The organism is Paraburkholderia sp., assembly GCF_004298475.1.
GTDB lineage: Bacteria > Pseudomonadota > Gammaproteobacteria > Burkholderiales > Burkholderiaceae > Paraburkholderia > Paraburkholderia denitrificans.
Genome location: NZ_SCRP01000012.1, coordinates 209647 through 233802 on the forward strand (window position 1 = coordinate 209647; position 24156 = coordinate 233802).

Genomic DNA, 24156 nt, shown 5'->3' on the forward strand with positions numbered 1-24156 from the left:
GCAAGTGGCACACCGTCCAGCGGGATGGTTGTGATCAACTGTTGCGGACTCAATTACCGCCGCCGGGCTGCCGGTTTCTGCCGCCGCCAGACGAACGGTTGCCGCCGCCAGCATCGGGCGGGCGTCTGCCACCGCCCTGGCCCTGCGGGCGTCCGCCGCCCTGACCAGCTTGCGTACCGGGCGGGCGACCTCCGCCGCCTGCGCCGGGCGGGCGTCCGGGGCCGGGGGCCTGCGCGCCGGATCCCTGTCCGCCGGACGGCCTGCCTGCGCCAGGCGGGCGGCCCCCACCTGACGGCCTGCCGCCACCGGGTGGACGAGCGTTGTTTCCGGGACCGCCGCCTTGAGGCGGTCGCCCGCCAACGCCGGGCGGCCGGTGCGGCGGCCGGATGGGAGGCGGCCTGACCGGCCGCGGCGGCGGGCGCCGCATCCAGTGCGCCTGGTTGCGGAACCAGGGCCGGTCGCGATAGAAGTTGCCCCAGTACGCGCCGAGCGAAAACGTCACGACAGGCAGGCCGATCATGGGGCCGTAGCTCATGACAGGAACAGGCCTGCCCTGGAACGTGTAATTCAGGAAGCCGCCCCAGACCCAGCCGCGCAGGCCGGACAGGCTGATGTCGCACCAGCTGAAACCCGCAAGGCATCCCCACACCGAAACCGGGACGCCGCCCGGCACTTGCGCGACGATCGGATAATCACCGGCAGGCCCGGCGAAAAGATTCACGGTCGTGTTGGTGAACGCCGGAGTCTGGGCGGCGGCCGGCGGCGAAGCGATGAGACTTCCGGCCAGACCGGCGAGTACCGCACCGGCGAGCTGCTTGCGCATCGCAGTTCCTCCTTGAAGGGAGATCGCCCGACGATCGTTGTGCGATCTGTCGCTACGGTAGCAGATAAGCCAGTTCGGGCATCGGCACGCGTGTAACGGGGTATTTCGCGCTACTTGCGCGCCGTTACTTGCGTTTGATTTTCTTCAGCAGATAGTCGCGCAGCAGGATCGCGTGGTTGTGCTCGACATCGCGCGTGCCATAGAGCAGGGCGATCGGCCCTTTCGCGCACGCGTCGGCGAGCGGCTGCCACGCTTCGGGATTCGCGTCGAGTTCGGCGAGGTAACGCTTGCCGAACTCCTCCCATTGCGAAAGATTCTTGTGATACCACTGCCGCAGCGGCGTGCTGGGCGCAACGTCCTTGAGCCATTCGACGTGCCCGAGCGCTTCCTTGCGGATGCCGCGCGGCCACAGCCGGTCGATGAGGAAACACGCGTGATCGCCGGTGGGCGGCGCTTCGTAGACGCGCTGAATGTCGATGGTCGGCTTGGTCATCGTTGTATCTCCATTCTGCGGTTGCCGCGCTAGCGGGTGCGCGGCAGCCAGCGTTGCCGCAACGCGCTCGCGCAGTGCGGGCAGCACATCGTGCTCGAACCACGCATGGCGTGCGAACCAGGGTTGATTGCGCGGCGACGGATGAGGCAGCGGCACAAAGCCGGGAGCGTACTCGCGCCACGCCTCGACGGTTTCGGTGAGCGTTGCCTTGCGCCGGTCGCCCAGAAAATAGCGCTGCGCGTATTGCCCGATCAGCAGTGTGAGCTGCACGTCCGGCAGTTGCGCGAGCAAGCGTGCGTGCCAGCGCGGCGCACACTCGGGGCGCGGCGGATTGTCGCCGCCAGCGCCGCGGCCCGGATAGCAGAAGCCCATCGGCACGATGGCGACTTTCGAGGGGTCGTAAAAGGTCTCGCGATCGATGCCGAGCCACGTGCGCAGGCGCTCGCCGCTCGCGTCGTCCCACGGGACGCCCGATGCGTGCACCTTTGTGCCGGGCGCCTGCCCCACGATCAGTAAACGCGCGCCCGCACCGGCCTGGAGCACCGGGCGCGGGCCGAGCGGCAGCACGTCGGCGCACACGGTACAGGCGCGGATTTCGGCAAGCAAACGCGAAAGCGGGTGGGAGGGCGAGCGGGTGGAAGGCACGGTGAGCGGGCGAAGATTGCCGATGCAAGGAATGGTTTCGAGTCTACCAAAGGTGACAAACAAGGTAACAAGCAACGTCACAAGCAACGTCACAAGCAGGGTAACAAACTGCGGCGGCATCACACCTGTGCGAGCCGCTTGCGCCTTTTCCTGTACCCTCGTGAAGGTCGAGTTTTCACGGAGCCGCCATGCCCGCAGGAACAGAAACGACACGCAGCACGACCCGCACCGAACCTTTGCCCGTCGATCTCGCGCTGCAAGGCGGCGGTTCGCACGGCGCCTATACGTGGGGCGTGCTCGACCGGCTGCTCGAAGAACCGTGGCTGCAGATCGAGGGCATTTCGGGCACGTCGGCGGGCGCAATGAACGCTGCGGTGCTCGCCAGCGGTCATGCGCACAGCGGCGTGCCGGGCGCGCGCGCCGCGCTCGAACGCTTCTGGCGCCGCGTGGCCGACGCCGCGCGTTTCAGCCCGTTCCGGCGCGGCATTTTCGACATGATGCTCGGGCGCTGGACGCTCGATCATTCGCCGGTCTATCTGGCGTTCGACATGATGGCGCGCGTCATTTCACCGTATGACATGAACCCCGCGAGCATCAATCCGCTGCGCACGATCCTTGCGGACACAATCGATTTCGACGCGCTGCGCAACTCGCGCATCAAGCTCTTCGTCACGGCGACGCGCGTGCGCAACGGCCAGGCGCGCGTATTCCGCAACGCCGATCTCACGGCCGACGCGCTGCTTGCATCGGCGTGTCTGCCAACGCTGTTCCGCGCTGTCGAGATCGATGGCGAAGCATACTGGGACGGCGGCTACGTGGGTAATCCGACCATCACGCCGCTGGTGCGCGAGACCGATTCGGTCGACACGATCCTCGTGCAGGTCAATCCGGTGGAGCGGCCTGGCACGCCGCGCTCGGCGCGCGAAATCATCAACCGCATGAACGAAATCGCGTTCAATTCGCCGCTGCTCAAAGAACTGCGCATGATTGCGCTGCTGCATCAGGTGGCGGACCCGGGCAACAGCGAAGGCCGCCGCTGGGCGACGATGCGCGTGCACCGCATTCACAGCGACAAGCTCGTCACGCTCGGTACATCGTCGAAGCTCAACGCCGAATGGTCGTTCCTGACCATGTTGCGCGACGAAGGCCGGCACGCCGCCCATACCTTTCTCGCGACGCACGGCGCGAGCGTCGGTGTGACGTCGTCGTTCGATTTCGGCGCGCTGCTCGACGGGGTGCTGCAATGAGCGCGGGCGCGCTCGCGGTGGGCCTCGCGGGCATGCTCGCGAGCCTTGCGCTGCTCATCTGGCTCGCGTATCGCGGCTGGAGCGTGCTGCTGCTCGCACCGCTCTGCGCAATGCTTGCCGCACTCATTTCGGGGCAACCGGTGCTCGCGCACTGGACGCAGACTTTCATGGGCAGCACGGGCCGGTTTCTCGCCCAGTTCTTTCCGCTTTTTCTACTCGGCTCGCTGTTCGGCAAGCTCATGGAAGACAGCAGCTCGGTCGACGCCGTCGCGCAATTCATGATCGACAAGCTCGGCTCGCGCCATGCACTCGTTGCCGTCGTGCTCGGCGGCGCGCTTGTCACGTATGGCGGCGTCAGCCTCTTCGTCGCGTTCTTCGTGCTCGCGCCGATGGCGCAGGCGCTGTTTCGCTCGGCCAATCTGCCGCGCCGTCTGATGCCTGCCGCGATCATGCTCGGCACGGCAACCTTCACGATGTCCGCGTTGCCGGGCACGCCCGCGCTGCAAAACGCGATTCCGATGCCGTTCTTCGGCACCACGCCGTTTGCCGCGCCAGGGCTCGGCGTGATTGCGAGCATCGTGATGGCGGGCTTCGGGCTATGGTGGCTTTCGCGCGTGGCGGCTTCGGCGCGCCGCAACGGCGAGGGTTTTGTCGAACCGGAGAACGGCGCTGCAAAGGGGCAAGAGGACGGCACGTCCGCGCTCGTGCGCGAACGCGCAAGCGTCGCGCAGACCTTCGACCCGGCCGAAATCGGCGGCACCGAGCCTTCGAAGGAAGCCGGCCCACCGCCGCCGTGGGTGGCGCTCGCGCCGCTCGCGGTGGTCGTGGGCATGAACTTCGTGATGAATGTCGTGGTGTTTCCGCGCATCGATGCGTCGTACCTCGCCGAGCCGCGCTGGGGTGCGACGACGCTTTCCGCCGTGGCGGGCGTATGGGGCGTGTCGGTGGCGCTCGCGCTCGGCATCGTCGTGCTCGTTGCCTTGAATCGGCAGCGCCTCGGCGCGCTGCGCGAAAGCGTCGATGCGGGTGCGAATGCGTCCGTGCTGCCGGTGTTGAGCGTCGGCAGTCTCGTCGGGTACGGCGCCGTGATCGCCGCGCTTCCCGCGTTCGAGGCGGTGCGCGACTGGGTGCTCGGCATCGGCGGCGGCCCGCTCGTGTCGCTCGCCGTCGCAACAAACCTGCTCGCCGGGCTGACGGGTTCGGCGTCGGGCGGCCTGACCATCGCGCTCGATGCGCTCGGCGACACTTACATGCAGCTCGCGGCTCAACATCATATCGATCCGGCGCTGCTGCACCGCGTCGCCGTCATGTCGTCGGGCACACTCGACAGCCTGCCGCACAACGGCGCGGTCGTCACGCTGCTCGCCGTCTGCGGCTCGACACACCGCGAAAGCTACCGCGATCTCGTGGTGGTCAGCATCCTCGGCGCGTTGCTCGCGCTCGCGGTCGTCATCGTGCTGGGGACGCTGTTCGGCAGCTTCTGACGCTGCGTGGCAGTCACACCGCTTCCCCGGGCGTAGCCCGTCTAACGCGCGTAGACTCCCACGAAGCAGCAATATCGAATGGCGTGGGGCACGCTTCTTGCGGTGCTGGTGCGCACCTCGCGTGCCTCGCGTACCTCGGCGGCGCGGTGCATGACGTGCGGTCATTCCGCGCGCGATGCCACAAGCGTGCTGCGTCGGGCTGGCGCGTCGCAAGGAGGCTTTATGAAATTGCTTGCTGTCCATCCGAGCGGCCTGATGTACACGCGCGTATTCCTGCGGCTGGAACCGCTGGGGCTCGAATCGGTTGCCGGGGCCGCACGCGAGGCGGGCCACGACGTGCGCCTGCTGGATCTGCAGATCGAAACGCACGCTGATCTGATGCGCGTCGTGCGTACCTGGCGGCCCGAGGCGCTGTGCTTCTCCGGCAACTATCTGGCGAACATTCCCGAGATCATCGACCTCGCGAAAGCCGTCAAGGCGGCGCTGCCGTCGTGCTTTGTCTTCGCGGGCGGCCATAGCGTCTCGTTTACCGCACACGATCTGCTGCGGCACGCCGAAGGCGAGATCGACTGCGTGGTGCGCGGCGAGGGCGAAGCCTCGATTGCCACGCTGCTCGACGCCGTCGCGCACGGCGGCGATCTGCTCGCGGTGCCGGGCGTCGTGACACTGCGCGGCATTGGGCCGCCGCCGGGCTTTGTCGAGCATCTCGATGCCGTGCGCCCCGCGCGCGACCTACTGCGGCATCGCCGAAAATATTTCATCGGTACGCTGGATCCGTGCGCATCCATCGAGTTTGCGCGCGGCTGCCCGTGGGATTGCACGTTCTGTAGCGCGTGGACGTTCTATGGCCGCAGCTATCGCACGCGCAGTCCGGAAGTGATCGTCGAGGATCTCGCCGCGCTGCGCGAGCCGGGTGTATTCATTGTCGACGACGTGGCTTTTGTGCACGCCGAGCACGGCATGGCCATCGCCGAAGCGATCCGGCGGCGCGGCATCGAGAAACACTATTACCTGGAGACGCGCGGCGATGTTCTGCTGCGCAACAAGGAGGTGTTCCGGTTTTGGCGCACGCTCGGCCTCAATTACATGTTCCTCGGCCTCGAGGCTATCGATGAGGAAGGGCTCAAGGCGTTTCGCAAACGCGTCAGCCTCGACCGCAATTTCGAGGCGCTCGAATTCGCGCGCTCGCTCGGCATCTCCGTCGCGATCAATCTGATCGCCGATCCCGACTGGGACCGCGATCGATTCGAGACGATTCGCAAGTGGTGTCTGGAAATTCCCGAAATCGTCAATATCAGCGTTAATACGCCGTATCCGGGCACCGAGAACTGGCAACGCGAATCGCGCCCGCTCACGAGTCTCGATTACCGGCTTTACGACATCCAGCACGCGGTGGTGCCCACGAAACTCCCGTTGCCCGAGTTCTACGCGGAACTGGTGCGCACGCAACAGGTGCTCAACCGCAAGCATCTTGGCTGGGTGGCGCTGCGCCGCGCGTCTCGCCAGGCGGCGCGCCTTCTACTGCACGGCCAGACCAACTTCGTGCGCATGCTCTGGCGGTTCAATTCGGTATTCGACCCCAACCTGCAACTGGCCGATCACGCGCGCGCGGTGCGCTACGAAATGACGCCGCCGCCGAGGATATCCGGCGAATCGCAGATCGATATGAAAACCATCTACATTCACGGCCCGGCCGGACGCAAGGGCCGCAAGATCGACGACGCCACCGAAAAATTCGTCGATGAAACGCGCACGGGCACCGAGTGAGCCCGGCATACGCCCGGAAAATGCCAGGCAAATGCCCAAACGGGGGACGTGTCTTCTTGTCTGCGCCGCGCGATGATGCCGGTCTGACGCGCGGGTTTTCCGGCTGCCTGGACGCCGGCGCGATTCCAGTCCACCATTGCGCGTGCGCAACAAGACGAAAAACATATGGAATTCAGGCAACTACGCTACTTTCTCGCGGTCGCGGAGCATCTGCATTTCAGCTCGGCCGCAAGATCGCTCGGTATCGCCCAGCCGCCGCTCAGCCAGCAGATCCTCAAGCTCGAAGGCGAGATCGGCACGCGGCTGTTCGTGCGGCATTCGCGCCACGTCGAATTGACCGAGGCGGGGCGGCTTTTTCGCGAGCGCGCGCGCCGTATCGTCGAAGAAGCCGAACTCGCGCTGGCCGAAGCGCAGAACGCCGGGCGCGGCGAGACGGGGCGGCTCAGTCTCGGCTTTGCCGGGTCGACGGTGTTTCACCCCCTTGTCGCGGCCGCGCTCCAGCGCTTTCGCAGTGCCTGGCCGGGCGTTTCGATCGGCTGCGAGGAAAGCAACAGTTCGGTGCTGCTGGAACGCGTGGGCGAAGCGCGCGTGGATGCGGCCTTCGTGCGCCTGCCGCTCGACTGCCGCGGGCTCGCTACCCAGCCGCTCGTCGAAGAGGACGTGCTCGCCGTACTGCCGCCAAGGCATCGCTTTGCGCGACGGCGCAGCCTGGATCTTGCGGATCTCGCGGGCGACCCGCTCATTCTTTTCCCGCGTCCCATCGGGCCGGATCTGCACGATTCGATCATCAGCGCGTGCCATGAGGCGGGTTTTCATCCGGTCATCAGCATGGAGTCGCCGCAGATATCCTCGGCCGTGAACATGGCGGCGGCGGGTTTTGGTGTGACACTGATTCCTTCGTCGATGCGGCAGATTCAGGCGAAGGGCGTGACTTATCACGCCCTCAGGGGCGACACGCTGCATACGACGATCGCGCTCGTGTACCGTCCTCAGGATCGCGCGCCCGCCGTGCAGAATTTCATCGGGATCGTGCGCGATATCGCACGGCATCCGCAGCAGATCTGACCGCCATCGATTGATAGGTTTTTCGTCTTGATCGCGACGTTTTGCGATATTGGACGTATCCATTGCGTCGGCCTATCCTTGCGCAAAATTTGCTGGCGCCGCCGGCACCTTATTATTCCGCGCAGGAGACGCCTACATGTCCATCGTCCGCCAAGGCCCCGTTTCGCCAGCCGCTCCCCGGGTCGAAGGGCGAGCGCCGCTGGTTGAATCGCTGCAGTCCATCGTCGGCCGCAAGTATGTGTTGACCGGCAACGAGGCCACGCGGCGCTATCGCTCGGGGTTTCGATTCGGACAAGGTTCGGTTGCAGCCGTGGTGCGGCCCGGCTCGCTTGTGGAGCAGTGGAAGGTGCTGCAGGCGTGCGTGGCGGCGAACGTGGTCGTGATCTCGCAGGCGTCGAATACCGGTCTCACCGGCGGCTCGACGCCCGATGGCGACAACTACGACCGTGATGTGGTCATCGTCAGCATGACGCGCATGCGCCAGGTCTACGTCATCGACAGCGGTAAACAGGTGGTCTGTCTGCCAGGCTCGACACTCGACCAGCTCGAACAGACGCTCAAGCCGCTCGGCCGCGAGCCGCATTCGGTGATCGGCTCGTCGTGCCTTGGCGCGTCGGTGATCGGCGGCATCTGCAATAACTCGGGTGGCGCGCTCGTGCGGCGTGGCCCGGCGTACACGGAAATGACCGCATACGCCCAGGTGGATGCGCAAGGACGGCTCAGATTCGTGAACCATCTGGGCATCGGTCTTGGCGAAACACCGGAGGAGGTGCTTGATCGCCTCGATCGCGGCGATCTGCCGGAAGACGCTATCCGTCACGATGCGGGCGCCGCATCCGATCATCAGTACGCGAAACATGTCCGCGATGTCGACGCCGACACGCCCGCGCGCTACAACGCCGACCCGCTGCGCTTGCACGAAGCGTCGGGATCGGCGGGCAAGGTGATGGTTTTCGCAGTCCGGCTCGACACCTTCCCGATCGAGAAGGGCACGAAGGTGTTTTATGTCGGCACGAACGAGACGTCGGAGCTGACCGATCTGCGTCGCCATATTCTCGGTGAGATGTCGAACCTGCCTATCGCGGGCGAATACATGCATCGAGACGCTTTCGATATCGCCGAGCGCTACGGCAAGGATATGTTCCTGCTCATTCAGCACCTGGGCACGAAGCGCCTGCCCGCGTTGTTCAACCTGAAGAGCCGCTGCGATGCAATCTTCGAGCGCATCGGCTTTTTGCCGTCGAATTTCACCGATCGCGTGGCGCAGGCGGTGAGCCAGCTTTTTCCGAGTCACTTGCCGGCGCGGCTGAAGGACTATCGCAATCGCTTCGAGCATCATCTGATGCTCAAGGTCTCTGCCGATATGGCCGAAGAGACGCACGGCTATTTGAAGCGCTATTTCGCGGGCGCAAGCGGCGACTTCTTCGAGTGCACGGCGGAAGAGGGCGCCAAGGCGTTCTTGCATCGCTTCGCAGCGGCGGGTGCGGCCGTGCGTTATCGCGCCGTGCACAGCGCTGAAGTGGAGGACATCGTCGCGCTCGATATCGCCCTGCGCCGCAATGATCGCGAGTGGTTCGAGCAACTGCCCGAGGCAGTCGAAAAGCCCATTGCGATCAAGCTCTACTACGGCCACTTCCTCTGCCATGTTTTCCATCAGGATTACATCGTGCGCAAGGGCCACGATTGCCTCGCGCTCGAACACGAGATGTGGAAACTGCTCGACGATCGCGGCGCCCAATATCCGGCCGAGCACAACGTGGGGCACCTCTACTATGCGAAACCCGAGCTGAAATCGTTCTACGAATCCCTCGATCCGTGCAACTGCTTCAACCCGGGGATCGGCCATACGTCGAAGTTCGCGAACTATCGCGAGACAGCCGAATAACGGTAACCGCGGCGTGGAGCCGCCGTTGTGTCGAAGGAGGAAGCTCAACATGAGCTTGCTCTTTTTATTTCCAGTTCGTTTATTCGACATGCTTATTTATCGATTCTGAAGTGCGACGGGCACTGTCGAGTGCGGCCCGCTTCAAAGCGGTGGCCGTGTCGAATGCGTATGCTTGAACAAAGCCGCGCGGTCGGCTAACGTGCGCGCAGGGCGCGGCCTGCTGCCGCTGTATCACACTTGATTGGTGTCGAAACATATGGAAACCGGAGTCGATGGAAAAGTCGTGGCGATCACGGGCGGATTCGGCAGCCTCGGCATGGCGACAGCCGCGTTGCTGATCGAGCGCGGCGCGCGCGTGGCGCTGATCGGCCGCAGTGCCGTGCCGGACACGCTTCCCGCAGGCGTGACGGCCGCACTGGGCCTTGGCGGCGTCGATCTTGCCGATCTGCAAGCGGCAAAACAGGCGCTCGACGCGGTCAACGATCAACTGGGCCGCCTCGACGCGGTGCTCAACATTGCGGGCGCGTTCCGATGGGAAACCATTGCAGACGGCGATCCGGCCACGTGGGATCTCATGTACGAGGTCAACGTGAAGACGGCGCTCAATGCATCGAAGGCCGCTTTGCCGCATCTACTCAAGAGCGGGGCGGGGCGCATCGTCAACATTGGTGCGAGCGCGGGCCTGAAGGCCGGTGCCGGCACGGGCGCGTACGGCGCGTCGAAAGCGGGTGTCGCACGGCTCACGGAGGCGCTTGCCGAAGAACTGAAAGACAAGGGCATAACCGTCAATGCGATATTGCCGAGCATCCTCGACACGCCGCAAAACCGCAAGGACATGCCCAATGCGGATTTCACGCGCTGGGTTCAGCCGCGCGAAATTGCGGCGCTGATTGCATTCCTGCTTGGCGCCGATGCGCAGGCGATTACGGGCGCGTTGATTCCGGTGAGCGGACGCGTATGAACGGCGTGCGCACAGCCTGGGGCGGGCGGCGATCAGGGCGCGTCAATGCGTATGGCGGATCGTAGGTCGAATTCAATGTCCGCGCGGGCCGCCGCCGTGCCCCATGCCACCGCTTTGCCAGTGCCCGCCACCGTTGAAATGCCCGCCACCGCCGAAATGCTCCCCGCCGCGATGAAAGCCTCCGCCGTGTTCCCGGAAGCCATGCCGGAAGCCGTGATGGAAGCCGTGATGGAAGAACCTGCCACCGCCGCCGAAGATTTCGAAGTTCGCAAAGCCCGGGTAATAGCCCGGGTAATAGCCCGGATAGTAGCCGTAATAATCGGCGTACGGATAGCCGTAGTAAGGGTAGCCGTACCCATTGTCGTAGTAGTCGTAACCCGTATAGGGTTCGGCCGCGCAGCCGGCCAGAACGGTCGCCGCCGTCAATGCCAGAATGAGCCGCAACACGATTGTCTCCCTCTAATATTGCTTTGAAACCGAACTAAGGGAGCGGGTTCAAAAGCAATTGTGTCCACAGATTACCGTTGCCGTGTGTAGCAGAACGAATGCGGTGCCCGTTACCGGAAAGCCGCGCATTGCTCTCGCCGCGCGAAGCCAGCACGTCAGCATGTCAGTGGTCATATCCGTTGATTCAGGATGTCGAAATAACGGATTACGTGCCCATCAAATTCCATATCGAATCGCTGAAAAAAACTGGCGATGCCGATTTACGGCTGATCTGGCGCTTTACATTGCCGGGCTGCGTGTGAGGTGAAGATCGAGTGAAGCGGGCGGAAATCGCGCTCGCAGTATTGACGGCGCTCATGCACGCAGAACACGGTCTGCGACGCGCAGTGACAAAGTGACCCATCGGCGTGATTCACCTGCGGCGCAAGCTTGACGCGCCGTGTCGCGAGACAGCCGGGGCATGCGGCCCACAGCGGGCTTGCGTACAGCGATGAAAATGAAAGAGAATTCGTACCGCATTCAAAGAATGATCGAGCGCCTTCATGCTCCCGGCTTCACGGGTATGAGCGATGCAATTCGACGCTGGCACGCGGCGCTTTCGCCCCCGCATTTGCATCTTTACGATGCCACCGCCTGTATGCGCGTATCAGCATGTGGACGTACGCAACTGTATTTGCCGCTTTCTCTGGAGGCTCTTGAGCCATGCCCGCCGTACTTTCCCATGAGCCGCCGGTCCTCGACGCGCGCACTTGCCGTGTCGATTCGGACCCGAACCGCTGCGCGCCACAACGGCATCGAAGCGATGGCCGCACGGCGCCGTGCGGTCTCGTCCTGCCGCTCGCGTTCGCCGCACGCATCGATATGCGCCCGCAGACTTCACCGCGCGATGCGGCGGCTTGCCCGCTCGATGGGAGCATCCTGCGCCATTGGTGCCTGCGCGTACGTCACGGAGCCTGCCCGAACCGGGCGCCGGACAATTGCGCGTAACGGCTGTAGCGCAGCCCCCGCAGTTTGCCGGACGCCCGGAATCCGGCGCTTCAGCGTCCCTTGCCGCGTCCGTGGTTGGTGCGCCTCGGTTGCGCGGCGGCGTACCAGTCGCGAATAGTCGACCAGATCTCGTCAGCCGTTTCGCAGAACGTGAACAGCGCCTTGTCGACGTGATCGATCATCCCTTCATCGGCGAGAAATTCGAAATTCACCGCTTTATGCCAGAACGCGCTGCCCACCAGCACGACGGGCAGCGGTGTGATCTTGCGCGTTTGCAACAGCGTGAGCACTTCGAAGAGTTCGTCTAACGTGCCGTAGCCGCCCGGAAAGAACACCGCTGCCTTCGCGCGTTCGAGCAGATGCAGCTTGCGGATGCCGAAATAGTGGAAGCGGAAGCACAGTTCGGGGCTCTGCCACGGATTCGGAAACTGTTCGTGCGGCAGCGTGATATTGAGCCCGACGCTCGGCGCGCCGGCCTCGCTCGCGCCGCGATTGGATGCCGCCATGATGCCCGGACCGCCGCCGGTGACGATCGTCAGCTTCGGCAAGGTGGCCGTGGCTTTCGACGCGCCGACGAGCCGTCCTAATTCGCGTGCGACTTCGTAGCTGGCACTGCGCTCGACGAGCCTGCCAGCCGCGTGTACGGCTGCCTGTAGCGTGTGGTCGTCAGGTTGCGCGCGCAGTGCGCGGCGTGCCTGTGCGAAATGTTTGCGGGCAACGGCGGGGTCGAGCGTGCGACTCGCGCCATAAACGACGACAGTGTGGTCGATGCCTGCCGCCTGCAAACCCCGCTGGGCTTTTTCGTATTCGAGTTGCAGGCGCAAGCCGCGCATGTCCGGCCGTTGGAGAAAGTCGGGATCGCGGCTCGCGTCGCGCCACGTCGGGCCGGACATCAAACGCTGCACGCGCGGCGGCAACCCGGAGTGGGCAGGTGTGTCGAGATGCGGATCGGTAGCGGCTTTCGTGGCTTTCGTGGCTTTTGCGGTTACAGCAGTTACGACATTTACATTTGTGCGTTTGGAAGAGGCTTTCATCGATGCGTGCCGCAGAGGGGAGAGGTGATATGCCCTTTATCGTAACGGTGGCGCGCACGAAATGTTCGGTGGCGCGATGTCGGGCGTGGCAGCCGGACCGTATCCAGCCGGTCGTTCGTGCGTTCATGATCGAGGCTGAATCTGCAGATGCACGGGCACTCGCGCTATCCTGTTGTACCTTTTAGCGCGTGGCCCCCCAATTGACGGGTGTCGGAATCCGCGCAAAGGTAACCGCATACCTATTTTTACAGGGATACCGTAATGCGCCGACGTGAATTTCTCATCCGCTCCAGTGCCGCACTCGCTACCGGCAGCCTCGCGCTGGCCGGTTGCACGACGACCTCCCTCGGCGGGCGTGACGCCGCTTCACAAAACGCGGCGAAGCGCCAATCGATCGACGCCGACGTCGACGCCACGCTCGCACGCCTCTACAACACCGTGAGTGGCTCGCGCGAACTGCTTTCGAGGGCGAATGGCGTACTGGTGTTTCCGAGCGTGTTCGCTGCGGGCTTCTGGATCGGCGGGCAATACGGCACGGGCGCATTGCGCGTGGATGGCCGCACGACGGGTTACTACAGTACCGTGGCAGGCTCGTTCGGTTTACAGATCGGCGTGCAGTCGAAGGCGATCATCTTTGCGTTCATGAGCCGCGAGGCGCTCGACAGCTTCCTCAACAGCCAGGGCTGGTCTGCGGGCGCGGATGCAACCGTCGCGCTCGTCACGGTCGGGGCGAACGGCAAGGTCGATACTTCGACTGCGACCAATCCGGTCGAAGCGTTCGTGCTCACCAATGCCGGTTTGATGGCGGGTGTGTCGCTCGAAGGCGTCAAGGTTTCGCGCCTCATTATCTGAAGCGGCGATCCGGCGCAGTCCGGGCGTCGATTTTTTCGTATTCATCACATGAATACGGTTGCCCGGCCGCAATGTTGAGATGCGTCAACGCCGCAGCGCAGCAAGCCACTACGCTTTGATAAGGAACACCTCTGTCAAATACGCGAACTGGGAGAAGCATCATGCGTGCAGTGGATGTCATGACCACCAACGTCATTACCGTCAAGCCGGAAATGAGTATCCGCGAGGCAGCGGCATTGCTGCTCGAGCGGCACATCAGCGGCGCGCCGGTGCTCGACGCGGACGGCTCGCTCATCGGAATCATCAGTGAGGGCGATCTGCTGCGGCGGGTCGAAATCGGCACCCAGGAGCTACGCCGTTCGCGCTGGCTCGACTTCTTTACGACGCGCGCCGATGCCGAAGCCTATGTGAAATCGCATGCGCACCGCGTGGAAGATGTGATGACACGTCCAGTGATCTCCGTGGGCGAAGAGGAACCGCTTTCGAGGATCGCGACGATCATGGAAACGCGCGGCGTCAAGCGCGTTCCGGTGCTGCGCGATGGCCGCCTCGTCGGCATCGTGAGCCGCGCGAATCTGCTTCAGGCACTGGCGAGCAGCACGGCGGACTCGCAGACGGTGTCCGCCAGCGACCGCGAAATCCGCGAAGAACTGATTGCGGAACTCGAAGGGCGTCCGTGGGCGTTTGCCGGGCGGAATATCGTCGTGACCGATGGCGTCGTACACCTCTGGGGCATCTTCAGTTCGACGGAAGCGGTGCAGGCCGTGCGCGTCGCGGCGGAGCGCATTCCGGGCGTGCGCGGCGTGGAAGACCACACCGAGCCGTATCCGGTCATGCCGGGTTTCTAAACGCCGGTTAATACGGGTTAATACGGGTTATAGGGCGGCGCATGGTGCGTCGCCACGTGACCTGTGCGTGCGAGGGCGGTGCGAATGCTCGCAGCCGCTTCATCCATCTTGATCTTCCTGATCTGCATGCGTGGCCGATTTCAACGGCCATGCATCGTCCACGCTTTGAATTCGCTGCCGGAAATAATCGCGTGAATTCATTACCAGAGCGCCGTGCGGCAGCCACGATTCAGCGGCTACCGTCGAGCGCCGACTGCAATTTTCCAAAAGCTTGTTCGTCGGTCCGTTCGAAGCGCAGCGGCGAATGCAGGCTGATATGGCCTTTACATTCGTGACGTTCGTCACGCCCGTCATGCGCGATGTGACGCCATAATCTCGACGGCCCATCGCGCATCCGGGATAGACTGGCGCGTCAACAGCCCGGCGCGCGCCGTTCCGCAAGGCGGGAGGCCGCCGGGCGCCGTATCGATTGCCGAGCGTGGCTGCATGCCGCGAGGAGGACGTAGTGAAGCCGCAAGATTCACCGGATATTGCCCGCATCCTGTTCGTCGTCGCGATTCTCTGCGCGTTGACGATCGGCTCGCTCTACGTGATGCGCCCGTTTATCCCCGGGCTCATCTGGGCGACGACGATTGTCGTCGCGACCTGGCCCGCGATGCTCGCCATCGAGCGCCGTTGCGGCAACCGCCGCTGGCTGGCCACCCTGATCATGCTGCTGATCCTGCTCGTCGTGATGGTGCTGCCGCTCTACGAGGCAATCTCGACGCTCGCGCAGCATGGCGGCGAGATCATGGATGTGGTTCGCAGCCTGCCTGATTACACGCTCGCACCGCCGCCGGACTGGGTGCGCGATGTGCCCGTCATGGGTGCGCGTATCGCAAGCAGATGGCAGTCCCTCTCGGACGCCGGTCCTGGCGGCCTGCTCGCGCAACTCGAACCGTATGTGTCGATTGCGGCGCACTGGTTGATCACGCACGCCGCATCGGTTGGCGTATTCGTCGTTCACATGTTCGTGACCGTGATCATCACGGGCGTCCTCTACAGTCAGGGCGAACACGCGGGCGCGTACGTCGTGCGCTTCGCGGACCGCGTCTCGCCGGAACATGGCGCCGAAACGATTCGGCTTGCGGGCGCGTCGATCCGCGCGGTCGCGCTCGGTATCGTCATCACGGCGGTGATCCAGTCCGCGCTCGGCGGCATCGGATTATGGGTTGCGGGCGTGCCCGGCGCAGGCGTGCTGACCGCTGTGCTGCTGATGATGTGCCTCGCGCAGATCGGTCCGGTGTTGCCGATGGTTGGCGGCGTCGTCTGGCTCTTCATACACGAAGCACGCGTTGCGGCCATCCTGCTGCTGGCGTGGTACGTGGTTGTCGAACTGGTCGATAAATTGCTGCGCCCCATGCTCATCCAGCGCGGCGTCCATCTCTCGATGCTGCTGATTCTCTCCGGCGTGCTGGGCGGCATGTTCGCGTTCGGCATCGTCGGGCTCTTCATCGGTCCGGTGATCCTGGCCGTGTCGTCGACCCTGCTTTCCGAATGGATCAAGGAATCGCGCGCCACCGTCTGAGCCGCTTTGCGGGTTAGGGTCATGGTACGAAGGCGGGCAAGGAAAGTCCGCCTGAGCGTCACATCGTTCGCAGCACGGCGCGCTTGAGCTTCCCGGTTTCCGTCCGTGGCAGCGCATCGATAAACACAACGATGCGCGGATACTTGTACGCCGCCACGGCATTTTTCACGAACTGCTGCAATTCGCCCACCATGGCGGCGTCGCCCTGGAAGCCTGGACGCAGCACGACAAACGCCTTCACGGCCTGGCCGCGCAGTTCGTCGGGTGCGCCGACCACGCCGCATTCCGCCACGGCCGGATGCTGCAAGAGCACCGTCTCGACTTCAGGACCGGCGATGTTGTAGCCGGATGAGACGATCATGTCGTCGGCGCGCGCCTTGTAGAACACGTAACCGTCCGCGTCGATCGAAACGGCGTCGCCCGGAAGATTCCAGCCGTCGCGCACGAATTTCATTTGCCGCTCGTCGGCCAGATAACGGCAGCCGGTCGGCCCGCGCACCGCAAGATGCCCTGTGACGCCGGGGGCGACCGGCTGGAGCGCGTCGTCCAGCGCCTGCACGACATACCCCGGCACCGCGCGACCGATTGATCCGGCGCGCACATCGGCTCCTGTGGATGAGACGAAAATATGAATCATCTCCGTGCCGCCAATCCCGTCGATCATTTCGATTCCCGTCGCTTCGCGCCAAAGATCGCGCGTCGCCGGTGGCAGCGCTTCGCCAGCCGAAACCGTCTTGCGCAGGCTGGAAAGATCGTGGTCTTTCGCGAGCGGCGCCATCTGCCGGTAGAACGTGGGCGCAGTGAACATGATCGTCGCGCGAAAGCGTTCGACTAGTTGCAGCAACAGTGCAGGAGTGAGCTTTTCGACCAGCACGGCCGACGCTCCCACGCGCAGCGGGAAGCACAACAGTCCACCCAGACCGAACGTGAACGCGAGCGGCGGCGTGCCGCAAAACACGTCCTCGGCGCCGGGCTTGAGCACATGGCGCGGGAACAGGTCGCACATCGCCAGCACGTCGCGATGGAAATGCATGCAGCCCTTCGGCGTGCCGGTCGTGCCGCTCGTGAAGGCGATCAGGCACACGTCGTCGATTGCGGTATCGCATGCCGTAAAGGTCGGGGGCTTACCGGCTGCGAGCGATTCCAGACTCTCCGCTGCGTCGTCGTGGAAATAGCGCACCTGTTTCAGATCCGCACAGAAGAGCGCATCGGCGGAATCCGTGCAGTGCGACAGTTCGCCAGCGAGCCGCACGTCACACAGCGCCGCGCCAATCTGCGCTTTGTCGATGATCTGCTTGAGTTCTTTCGCGCGCAAAAGCGGCATGGTCGGCACGATCACGAGCCCCGCCTTGAGTGCCGCGAGCATGGCTACGGCCATTTGCAGCGTATTCGGGCCGTGCAGCAACACGCGATTGCCCGGCTGCAATCGCATGTCCTCGATCAGCACATGCGCACTGCGGTCGACCAGCGCACGCAATTCAGCATAGCTCGTGGCATGCGGCGCGCCATCGACATCGGACCAGATGGCTGGCCGGTCGCCGCGGCCAGCTTCGATGGTGCGGTCGAGCAACTCTGCCGCGCAGTTCAGGCGCGCGGGATACGCGACATCGGGATTGTCGAGCAGTAGCGCGGGCCATTGCGATTCGGGCGGCAAATGATCGCGCGCGAAGGAATCGACGTGGGCAGTAGGGTGCATAACGTCTCCATTCAATGTTCTCGAACTGTCTGCCGCAGCTTTGCTGTGACTCGATCAGGCGGCGCGCGCGCTGTCGGGAATGACGGCAGTGGCTTCGATTTCCACCCTGGCGTCGTCTTCGATCAGCGCGACGACCTGAACCGCGCTCATGGCAATGTCGTAATCGCCGATCAGTTCGCGAAACGCCGCACCTATCGTTTTGAGCGAGGCCAGATACTCGCGCTTGTCGGTGACGTACCACGTCATGCGGACGAGATGTTCGGGCTTGCCACCAGCGGCTTCGAGCACCGTAACAACATTGCGCAGCGCCTGCACGGCCTGCGCGCCGAATTCACGGCTCGTGAAGCGCGCGTTCTCGTCCCAGCCGATCTGACCGGCGATATAGACCTGCGTGCCGCTCGCGGCGACACCGTTTGCGTAGCCGCGCGGCTTGACCCAGCCTGCGGGCAGAAGGGCTTTTTTCATGTGTCGTTCAATTCGATGAGTGACATGTCCGGTTGCGGATGCATCATGTTTGCGCCGCCGCGGACTCCTTGAGCAGGTCGCGCCCGACGATCAGTTGCTGCACTTCCGTCGCGCCTTCGTAGATGCGCAGCGCGCGGATCTCGCGATAGAGCGTCTCGACCGTCGTGCCGCTTTGCACGCCCAACCCGCCCCAAAGCTGGACGGCTGCGTCGATCACCTGTTGCGCGCCCTCGCTGGCGTGCCATTTCGCCATCGCCGCTTCGCGCGTGACGTTCTCGCCCTGGTCGCGCAGCCAGGCCGCGCGATATACGAGCAGGGCGCTGCTGTCGATCATCAGCGCCATCTGCGCCAGCTTCGCCTGCGTCAACTGAAAATCGCCGAGCGTTTGCCCGAACATCTTGCGCGACGCAGCACGCGCGAGCCCTTCGGCCATGGCGCGGCGCGCAAAACCCAGCGATGCCGCAGCAACTGAGGTGCGGAAGATATCGAGCGTGCGCATGGCAAGCTTGAAGCCTTCGCCGGGCACGCCGAGCATCTGGCTGCGCTTCACGCGCGCACCGGCGAAACGCAGACGCGCAAGCGGGTGCGGCGCAATCACGTCGATGCGTTCGGCAATCTCAAGCCCCGGCGTATCGGCGTCGACGATAAACGCGCTGATGCCGCGCGAACCCGGCGCTTCGCCGGTGCGTGCGAACACAACGTAAAAGTCGGCGATGCCGCCGTTCGAGATCCACGTCTTCTCGCCTTCGAGCACGTAGTCTTCGCCCTCCGCGCGTGCAGCGAGCGTCATGGCGCCCACGTCCGAGCCCGCTTCCGGTTCCGAAAGGGCGAACGCCGCGAGCGCTTCGCCGCGCGCGACACGCGGCAGATAGCGCGATTTCTGCGTGTGGTTGCCCGCGAGCGAGATGGCGCCGGAACCGAGTCCTTGCATCGCGAGCGCGAAATCCGCGAGACCGGCGTGCTTCGCGAGCGTTTCGCGCAGCAGGCATACGGCGCGCGTATCGATCGTGTCGCCGTGGCCGCCGTATGCGGTGCCGCCCACGCCGTAGCGCAGCCAGCCGCCATCGCCGAGCTTGCGCACGAGTGCGCGGCAGGTGGCGTCGATGTCGTCGTGCGGCACGTGGGCAAGATGTTCTCGCGCCCACGTTTCGATGCCCGTGGCGAGTTCGCGATGGCGGTCCTCGAAGAACGGCCAGGCGAGTGCATCGTGCAGATTGATTGCAGCGGCGGCGTTCAAATCAGTCTCCCTCGAAAACCGGACGGGTCTTTGCCGCGAATGCCTCGTAGGCGCGGCCAAAATCGCGCGTCGCCATGCAGATGGCCTGGGCCTGCGCTTCCGATTCGATCGCTTCGTCGATGCTCATGGTCCATTCCTGATGCAGCATCGTCTTGGTGATGCCGTGCGCGAAGGTCGGACCTGCGGCGAGATCGGCGGCAAGTTGCCGGGCATCGGCGAGCAGCGTGTCGGGATCGCACAGACGGTTGTAGAAACCCCACGCCATGCCTTCCTCACCGCTCGCGGAGCGGCCCGTGTACAGCAATTCGGCGGCGCGTCCCTGGCCGATAATGCGCGGCAGGATCGCGCACGCGCCCATATCGCAGCCCGCAAGGCCCACGCGCGTAAAGAGAAATGCAAGCTTGCTGCGGGCCGTCGCGTAGCGCAGGTCGGAGGCCATCGCGAGGATTGCGCCCGCGCCCGCGCACACACCGTCGACCGCGGCGATGACCGGCTGCGGACAATGGCGCATGGCTTTGACGAGATCGCCGGTCATGCGCGTGAACATCAGCAGTTCGGGCATCGGCAGATCGATGAGCGGCGCGATGATGTCATGCACGTCGCCGCCCGAGCAGAAGTTGCCGCCCGTGCCATACAGCACGACGGTTTTGATGTCGGTGGCGTAGGCGAGCTGGCGAAAGAGGTCGCGCAGCTCGGCATACGATTCGAACGTGAGCGGATTCTTGCGCTCAGGGCGATTGAGCGTGATGGTCGCGACACGGCCTTCGACCGACCAGCCGAAGTGTTGCGCGCGGTAGCCGGCCAGCGTGACGCGATTGCCCGCGAAAAGTGCGCTGGCGTCGGAACGTGTTGTCGTCAAGATAGGTCTCCTGTGATGCCTGTTCTCAAGCGCCGCTTCAGTCTTGCTGGCTGTCGTGCAGATGCTGCTTGAGCTTGCCGAGGCGCTCGTGCATTTCCGACTTGTCGTCGAGCGACAGGCCGCCGAACATCTCGACCACCCATTGCTCGTGCGCAACGGCCATGCGATCGAACAGCGCGCGGCCCGCGGGTGTGAGGCGCACCGCGATCGAGCGGCGGTCGCCGGGATCGACATCGCGCGCGACGAAGCCTTCTTTTTCGAGTTGATCGGCAATACCCGTGACGTTGCCACCCGTGACCATCATGCGGCGCGACAACTCGGTCATGCGCAGCCCCTCTGGATGGCGTTCGAGCTGCGCCATGAGGTCGAAGCGCGGCAGCGTCGTATCGAACTCGATGCGCAGGCGGCGGCGCAGTTCGATCTGCACGAGGTTCGTCGTGGTGAGCAGGCGCAACCACAGGCGCAGGCCCATGTGGCTGTCCGCGCCCGTGCTCATCTCCATGTCGACGACGTTATCGGCCGGCATCGCAACACCTTTGCGCGGCGTCTTCGCGGCGGACGTCTTGCGGGAGGACGCGGGCGAGGTCATGTGATTTCTCCACCAGAAACGGACAGGGACTGCCCGGTGATCGCGGACGAACCGGGCGCGCAGAGCCACAGCACCGCGTCGGCGACCTCGTCTGGCGTGATGAAACGCTGCTGCGGGTTGTGGCGCACGAGGATACGGCGCGCTTCGGCAATGCTGCGCGATGTTTTACGCGCGATCTGTTCGAGCGAGGCATCGAGAAGTTCGGTTTCCGTGTAGCCTGGGCACACCGCGTTGACGGTCACGCCCTGCGTGGCGACTTCGAGCGCGAGTGCGCGCGTCATGCCGATTACGCCGTGTTTCGAGGCGCAATATGCGGCCACATAGGGATAACCGGCCTGGCCCGCTGTACTCGCGACGTTGACGATGCGTCCATGCATTTGCGCGAGCATGCCGGGCAGCACGGCGCGCGAGCAGAGGAACGTGCCGGTCAGATTCACGTCGAGCATGCGTCGCCAGAGCGACAGGTCGGTTTGCACGAACGGCGCCGCCTGCGCTTGCCCGGCGTTATTGACGAGAACATCGACGGTGCCGAAGCCTTGGGTTGCATGCGCAAAGGCGGCATCGACAGTGGTTTCGTCGCTGACGTCGACGCTCACGCACGCCACGTTTTCGCCGCCGCCCAGCGCTGTGCGCCGCGTTTCGAGGCGCGCGGCGTCGCGGCCCATTAGTGTGACGCGCGCGCCCGCGCGCAGCAGCGCAGCCGCGGTTGCCGCACCGATGCCGCTGCCGCCGCCCGTAACGACGGCATGACGGCCAGAGAGAGATTGATCGGTTGTGTTCACACCGTTCCTTCCGCGCGCTGCGCACGTTGGAGCGGAGCGCGGCCCGCGCTGGCCGCGGCCATGGCGCGCTCGCGCTCGATATTGCGTTCAAGTTGACTCTTGGCCGCCGTGTACTGGCGCGGCCACATCACGTCGAAATAACCGATCTTCGCGGCTTCGGTGAGTGTCCACGCAGGATTCGCGAGATGCGGACGCGCAATCGCACACAGGTCCGCGCGGCCCGCTGCGATGATGCCGTTGACGTGATCGGCTTCGGAAATCGCGCCGACCGCAATGGTCGGAATGCCGGCCTCGTTGCGGATGCGGTCGGCAAACGGCGTCTGAAACATGCGGCCGAAGACCGGGCGCTCGTCCTTGCTCACCTGCCCTGAGGAGACATCGATCATGTCGGCGCCCGCCGCCTTGAAAGCGCGCGCGATCTTGACGGCATCGTCGGGCGTGTTGCCGCCTTCTACCCAGTCGTGAGCCGAAATCCGCACGGACATCGGCTTGTCCTTCGGCCACACTTCGCGCATGGCCGCGAATACTTGCAACGGGAAGCGCAGCCGGTTGTCGAGCGATCCGCCGTATGCATCGGTACGCCGGTTTGTCAGCGGTGAGAGGAAACTCGACAGCAGATAGCCGTGTGCGCAGTGCAATTCGAGCCAGTCGAAGTCCGCTTCAGCCGCCATCTGGGTCGAGCGCACGAATTGCGCCTCGATTTCGCGGAGTTCCTCGATGCTTGCCTCATGCGACCATTGGCTCACGCCATGCAGATATTGCTGCGGCGAAGCCGAGACGAGCGGCCAGTTGCCATCGGGCAGTGGCTGGTCGATGCCTTCCCACGCAACGCGCGTCGAGCCCTTCGCACCCGAGTGACCGAGCTGAATGCCGATTTTCGCGTCCGACTGCGCGTGCACGAGATCGACGATGCGGCGCCATGCATCGCGCTGTGCGGACGTGTACAGACCCGGACATCCCGGCGTGATGCGCGCCTCGGGAGACACGCACGTCATCTCGGTCATCACGAGTCCCGCGCCACCCATTGCGCGCGCACCGAGATGCATGAGGTGATAGTCGCCGGGCACGCCGTCGTGCGCCGAGTACTGCGCCATCGGCGACACCATGACGCGGTTTTTCAGCGTGACGCCGCGCACGGTGTAGGGCGTGAACATCGGCGGTACGGCGCGCGCGCCAGCACCGGCTCTCGACGCGAGCCACGACTCGAAACCGCAGAGGTAGCGCGCGTCGCGCTCGCGCAGATTTTCGTGCGAAATGCGTTGCGAACGCGTGAGCAGCGAATAGGCGAACTGTTCGGGCTCGAACTGCGCGTAGCGCTCGACGTGCTCGAACCATTCTGTCGAATTGCGCGCGGCGTTCTGGATGCGCAGCACGTCCACGCTGCGCACGCTCGTGTAGTGCGCCAGTGCGGCGCGCAGGTCGCGCGGATGCGCATCCATGCTGTTGGCGAGTTCGATGGCGTCTTCGAGCGCGAGCTTCGTACCGGAGCCGATCGAGAAGTGCGCCGTATGGGCCGCGTCGCCCATCAGCACGACCGGGGTCTGGCGACCGTCCGCGCGCGGCTTCCAGTGCACCCATTCGCGGTTGACGACACGCGGAAAGCGGATCCATTGCGACGAGCCGCGCAGATGAGCCGCGTTCGAGCGCAACGCATGGCCGTCCAGATAGCGCGCGAAAAGCTTTTCGCAAAACGCGATGCTGTCTTCCTTGCTCATCGTGTCGAGGCCCGCGGCGCGCCAGACGTGCTCGGGCGTTTCGACGATGAACGTGGACGTGCTGTCGTCGAAGCGATAGGCGTGCGCCTGGAACCAGCCCCATTCGGTTTGTTCGAATGCAAAGGTGAAAGCTTCGAAAAGCTTCGAGGTGCCGAGCCACACGAAACGGCAATCGCGCACGTCGATGTCGGGCTGATAAGTGGCCGTGTACTTTTGACGCGTGGCGCTGTTGAGGCCGTCGCTCGCAATGATGAGGTCGGCTTCGCCGACGTCGTCGTCCGTGCTTTGCGTTTCGAACACGAGCTTCACGCCGAGCGCTTCACATCGCGCTTGAAGGATATTCAGGAGGCGCTTGCGGCCGATGCCGCAAAAACCGTGTCCTGACGAGCGGATCGTGCGGCCGCGAAAGTGAATTTCGATGTCGTCCCAATGATTGAACGCATCGAGAATCTCGTCCGCGCTTTCGGGGTCGGCTACACGGAGGTTGCCAAGCGTCTGATCCGAAAACACCACGCCCCAACCGAACGTGTCATAGGGCCGGTTCCGCTCGAACACCGTGATTTCGTAGTCCGGGTGACGGCGCTTCATCAACAGGCCGAAGTACAGGCCGGCGGGTCCGCCGCCAATACAAGCAATGCGCATGCTCGCTCCCTTGCCCTGGTTATTCCGTGTTTCGCAGATTCAATGTAGAGCCAGTTATTTTAGGTG

20 protein-coding genes and 1 pseudogene are annotated in these 24156 nt (G+C 64.2%); 9 read left to right on the forward strand and 12 right to left on the reverse strand.

The annotated features are described in order from the left end of the window. Positions 1 to 49: 49 nt before the first annotated feature. From EPN59_RS07895 to EPN59_RS07905, 3 genes and pseudogenes are all read right to left on the reverse strand, one after another. Positions 50 to 823 carry an SH3 domain-containing protein gene (locus EPN59_RS07895; protein WP_293042220.1) on the reverse strand — a complete coding sequence of 258 codons (774 nt, stop codon included), beginning with the start codon at positions 821 to 823 and terminating at the stop codon, positions 50 to 52. Between the two features lie 124 nt (positions 824 to 947). Beyond that, positions 948 to 1316 (reverse strand): DUF488 family protein, encoded by a 369-nt coding sequence (locus EPN59_RS07900; protein ID WP_293042226.1) that lies wholly within the window; start codon positions 1314 to 1316, stop codon positions 948 to 950. Positions 1317 to 1373: 57 nt separating this feature from the next. Then, positions 1374 to 1961: pseudogene (locus tag EPN59_RS07905) on the reverse strand (uracil-DNA glycosylase family protein); the annotation flags it as partial. A 188-nt stretch (positions 1962 to 2149) separates the two neighbouring features. On the opposite strand from EPN59_RS07905, the gene EPN59_RS07910 reads away from it, so the two are divergent. From EPN59_RS07910 to EPN59_RS07935, 6 genes are all read left to right on the forward strand, one after another. Then, on the forward strand, positions 2150 to 3208 hold the full coding sequence (locus EPN59_RS07910) for a patatin-like phospholipase family protein (protein WP_293045838.1): 1059 nt from the start codon (positions 2150 to 2152) through the stop codon (positions 3206 to 3208). Next, on the forward strand, positions 3205 to 4692 hold the full coding sequence (locus EPN59_RS07915) for a GntP family permease (RefSeq protein WP_293045841.1): 1488 nt from the start codon (positions 3205 to 3207) through the stop codon (positions 4690 to 4692). Before EPN59_RS07910 ends, EPN59_RS07915 begins: the two co-directional genes overlap by 4 nt. Before the next feature lie 222 nt (positions 4693 to 4914). After that, positions 4915 to 6459, forward strand: a complete 1545-nt coding sequence (hpnR, locus tag EPN59_RS07920) for a hopanoid C-3 methylase HpnR (protein ID WP_293045844.1) — start codon at positions 4915 to 4917, stop codon at positions 6457 to 6459. Between the two features lie 165 nt (positions 6460 to 6624). Beyond that, the gene (locus EPN59_RS07925) at positions 6625 to 7524 is read left to right on the forward strand and encodes a LysR family transcriptional regulator (RefSeq protein WP_293038564.1); all 900 of its coding nucleotides are present in this window, start codon (positions 6625 to 6627) and stop codon (positions 7522 to 7524) included. Between the two features lie 136 nt (positions 7525 to 7660). Beyond that, complete coding sequence (dld, locus tag EPN59_RS07930; protein ID WP_293038567.1) at positions 7661 to 9409, forward strand: D-lactate dehydrogenase; 1749 nt, start codon at positions 7661 to 7663, stop codon at positions 9407 to 9409. A 256-nt stretch (positions 9410 to 9665) separates the two neighbouring features. Beyond that, a complete protein-coding gene (locus tag EPN59_RS07935; protein ID WP_293038570.1) occupies positions 9666 to 10370 on the forward strand; it encodes an SDR family NAD(P)-dependent oxidoreductase in 705 nt (234 codons plus the stop codon). Positions 10371 to 10442: 72 nt separating this feature from the next. On the opposite strand, the gene EPN59_RS07940 is transcribed toward EPN59_RS07935, so the two are convergent. Together EPN59_RS07940 and EPN59_RS07945 are read right to left on the reverse strand one after the other, a co-directional pair. Next, a complete protein-coding gene (locus tag EPN59_RS07940) occupies positions 10443 to 10817 on the reverse strand; it encodes a hypothetical protein (protein ID WP_293038574.1) in 375 nt (124 codons plus the stop codon). Positions 10818 to 11854: 1037 nt separating this feature from the next. Further along, positions 11855 to 12838 carry an LOG family protein gene (locus EPN59_RS07945; RefSeq protein ID WP_293038580.1) on the reverse strand — a complete coding sequence of 328 codons (984 nt, stop codon included), beginning with the start codon at positions 12836 to 12838 and terminating at the stop codon, positions 11855 to 11857. Positions 12839 to 13099: 261 nt separating this feature from the next. Here EPN59_RS07945 and EPN59_RS07950 point away from each other — a divergent pair, with 261 nt between their 5' ends. The 3 genes from EPN59_RS07950 (at position 13100) to ydiK (ending at position 16105) form a co-directional block, all read left to right on the forward strand. Then, on the forward strand, positions 13100 to 13690 hold the full coding sequence (locus EPN59_RS07950; protein WP_293038583.1) for a YSC84-related protein: 591 nt from the start codon (positions 13100 to 13102) through the stop codon (positions 13688 to 13690). A gap of 161 nt (positions 13691 to 13851) precedes the next feature. Beyond that, positions 13852 to 14538, forward strand: a complete 687-nt coding sequence (locus EPN59_RS07955) for a CBS domain-containing protein (protein WP_293038586.1) — start codon at positions 13852 to 13854, stop codon at positions 14536 to 14538. Between the two features lie 505 nt (positions 14539 to 15043). Then, the gene (ydiK, locus tag EPN59_RS07960; protein WP_293038589.1) at positions 15044 to 16105 is read left to right on the forward strand and encodes an AI-2E family transporter YdiK; all 1062 of its coding nucleotides are present in this window, start codon (positions 15044 to 15046) and stop codon (positions 16103 to 16105) included. A 58-nt stretch (positions 16106 to 16163) separates the two neighbouring features. Here the strand turns inward: ydiK and EPN59_RS07965 are convergent, their stop codons facing one another. The 7 genes from EPN59_RS07965 to EPN59_RS07995 are packed head-to-tail and all read right to left on the reverse strand — an operon-like array spanning position 16164 to position 24090. Next, entirely contained in the window at positions 16164 to 17801 is a 1638-nt protein-coding gene (locus EPN59_RS07965) for an AMP-binding protein (protein ID WP_293038592.1), read from the reverse strand. Positions 17802 to 17855: 54 nt separating this feature from the next. After that, positions 17856 to 18266, reverse strand: a complete 411-nt coding sequence (locus tag EPN59_RS07970) for a RidA family protein (RefSeq protein ID WP_293038595.1) — start codon at positions 18264 to 18266, stop codon at positions 17856 to 17858. A gap of 43 nt (positions 18267 to 18309) precedes the next feature. Then, positions 18310 to 19503, reverse strand: a complete 1194-nt coding sequence (locus tag EPN59_RS07975) for an acyl-CoA dehydrogenase family protein (protein WP_293038598.1) — start codon at positions 19501 to 19503, stop codon at positions 18310 to 18312. Position 19504: 1 nt separating this feature from the next. Further along, a complete protein-coding gene (locus tag EPN59_RS07980; RefSeq protein WP_293038601.1) occupies positions 19505 to 20362 on the reverse strand; it encodes an enoyl-CoA hydratase family protein in 858 nt (285 codons plus the stop codon). 37 nt (positions 20363 to 20399) lie between these two features. Next, positions 20400 to 20951 carry a MarR family transcriptional regulator gene (locus EPN59_RS07985; protein ID WP_293038604.1) on the reverse strand — a complete coding sequence of 184 codons (552 nt, stop codon included), beginning with the start codon at positions 20949 to 20951 and terminating at the stop codon, positions 20400 to 20402. Further along, positions 20948 to 21733, reverse strand: a complete 786-nt coding sequence (locus EPN59_RS07990; RefSeq protein WP_293038607.1) for an SDR family oxidoreductase — start codon at positions 21731 to 21733, stop codon at positions 20948 to 20950. Before EPN59_RS07990 ends, EPN59_RS07985 begins: the two co-directional genes overlap by 4 nt. Then, positions 21730 to 24090 (reverse strand): bifunctional salicylyl-CoA 5-hydroxylase/oxidoreductase, encoded by a 2361-nt coding sequence (locus EPN59_RS07995; protein ID WP_293038609.1) that lies wholly within the window; start codon positions 24088 to 24090, stop codon positions 21730 to 21732. Before EPN59_RS07995 ends, EPN59_RS07990 begins: the two co-directional genes overlap by 4 nt. Positions 24091 to 24156: the final 66 nt, after the last annotated feature.

Coding starts and splice junctions, on each gene's coding strand:
- EPN59_RS07985 (WP_293038604.1), bottom strand. CDS start 20,951: ATGACCTCGCCCGCGTCCTCCCGCAAGACGTCCGCCGCGAAGACGCCG.
- EPN59_RS07970 (WP_293038595.1), bottom strand. CDS start 18,266: ATGAAAAAAGCCCTTCTGCCCGCAGGCTGGGTCAAGCCGCGCGGCTAC.
- EPN59_RS07895 (WP_293042220.1), bottom strand. CDS start 823: ATGCGCAAGCAGCTCGCCGGTGCGGTACTCGCCGGTCTGGCCGGAAGT.
- EPN59_RS07915 (WP_293045841.1), top strand. CDS start 3,205: ATGAGCGCGGGCGCGCTCGCGGTGGGCCTCGCGGGCATGCTCGCGAGC.
- EPN59_RS07910 (WP_293045838.1), top strand. CDS start 2,150: ATGCCCGCAGGAACAGAAACGACACGCAGCACGACCCGCACCGAACCT.
- EPN59_RS07995 (WP_293038609.1), bottom strand. CDS start 24,090: ATGCGCATTGCTTGTATTGGCGGCGGACCCGCCGGCCTGTACTTCGGC.
- EPN59_RS07950 (WP_293038583.1), top strand. CDS start 13,100: ATGCGCCGACGTGAATTTCTCATCCGCTCCAGTGCCGCACTCGCTACC.
- EPN59_RS07965 (WP_293038592.1), bottom strand. CDS start 17,801: ATGCACCCTACTGCCCACGTCGATTCCTTCGCGCGCGATCATTTGCCG.
- EPN59_RS07925 (WP_293038564.1), top strand. CDS start 6,625: ATGGAATTCAGGCAACTACGCTACTTTCTCGCGGTCGCGGAGCATCTG.
- dld (WP_293038567.1), top strand. CDS start 7,661: ATGTCCATCGTCCGCCAAGGCCCCGTTTCGCCAGCCGCTCCCCGGGTC.
- EPN59_RS07945 (WP_293038580.1), bottom strand. CDS start 12,838: ATGAAAGCCTCTTCCAAACGCACAAATGTAAATGTCGTAACTGCTGTA.
- EPN59_RS07935 (WP_293038570.1), top strand. CDS start 9,666: ATGGAAACCGGAGTCGATGGAAAAGTCGTGGCGATCACGGGCGGATTC.
- EPN59_RS07900 (WP_293042226.1), bottom strand. CDS start 1,316: ATGACCAAGCCGACCATCGACATTCAGCGCGTCTACGAAGCGCCGCCC.
- hpnR (WP_293045844.1), top strand. CDS start 4,915: ATGAAATTGCTTGCTGTCCATCCGAGCGGCCTGATGTACACGCGCGTA.
- EPN59_RS07955 (WP_293038586.1), top strand. CDS start 13,852: ATGCGTGCAGTGGATGTCATGACCACCAACGTCATTACCGTCAAGCCG.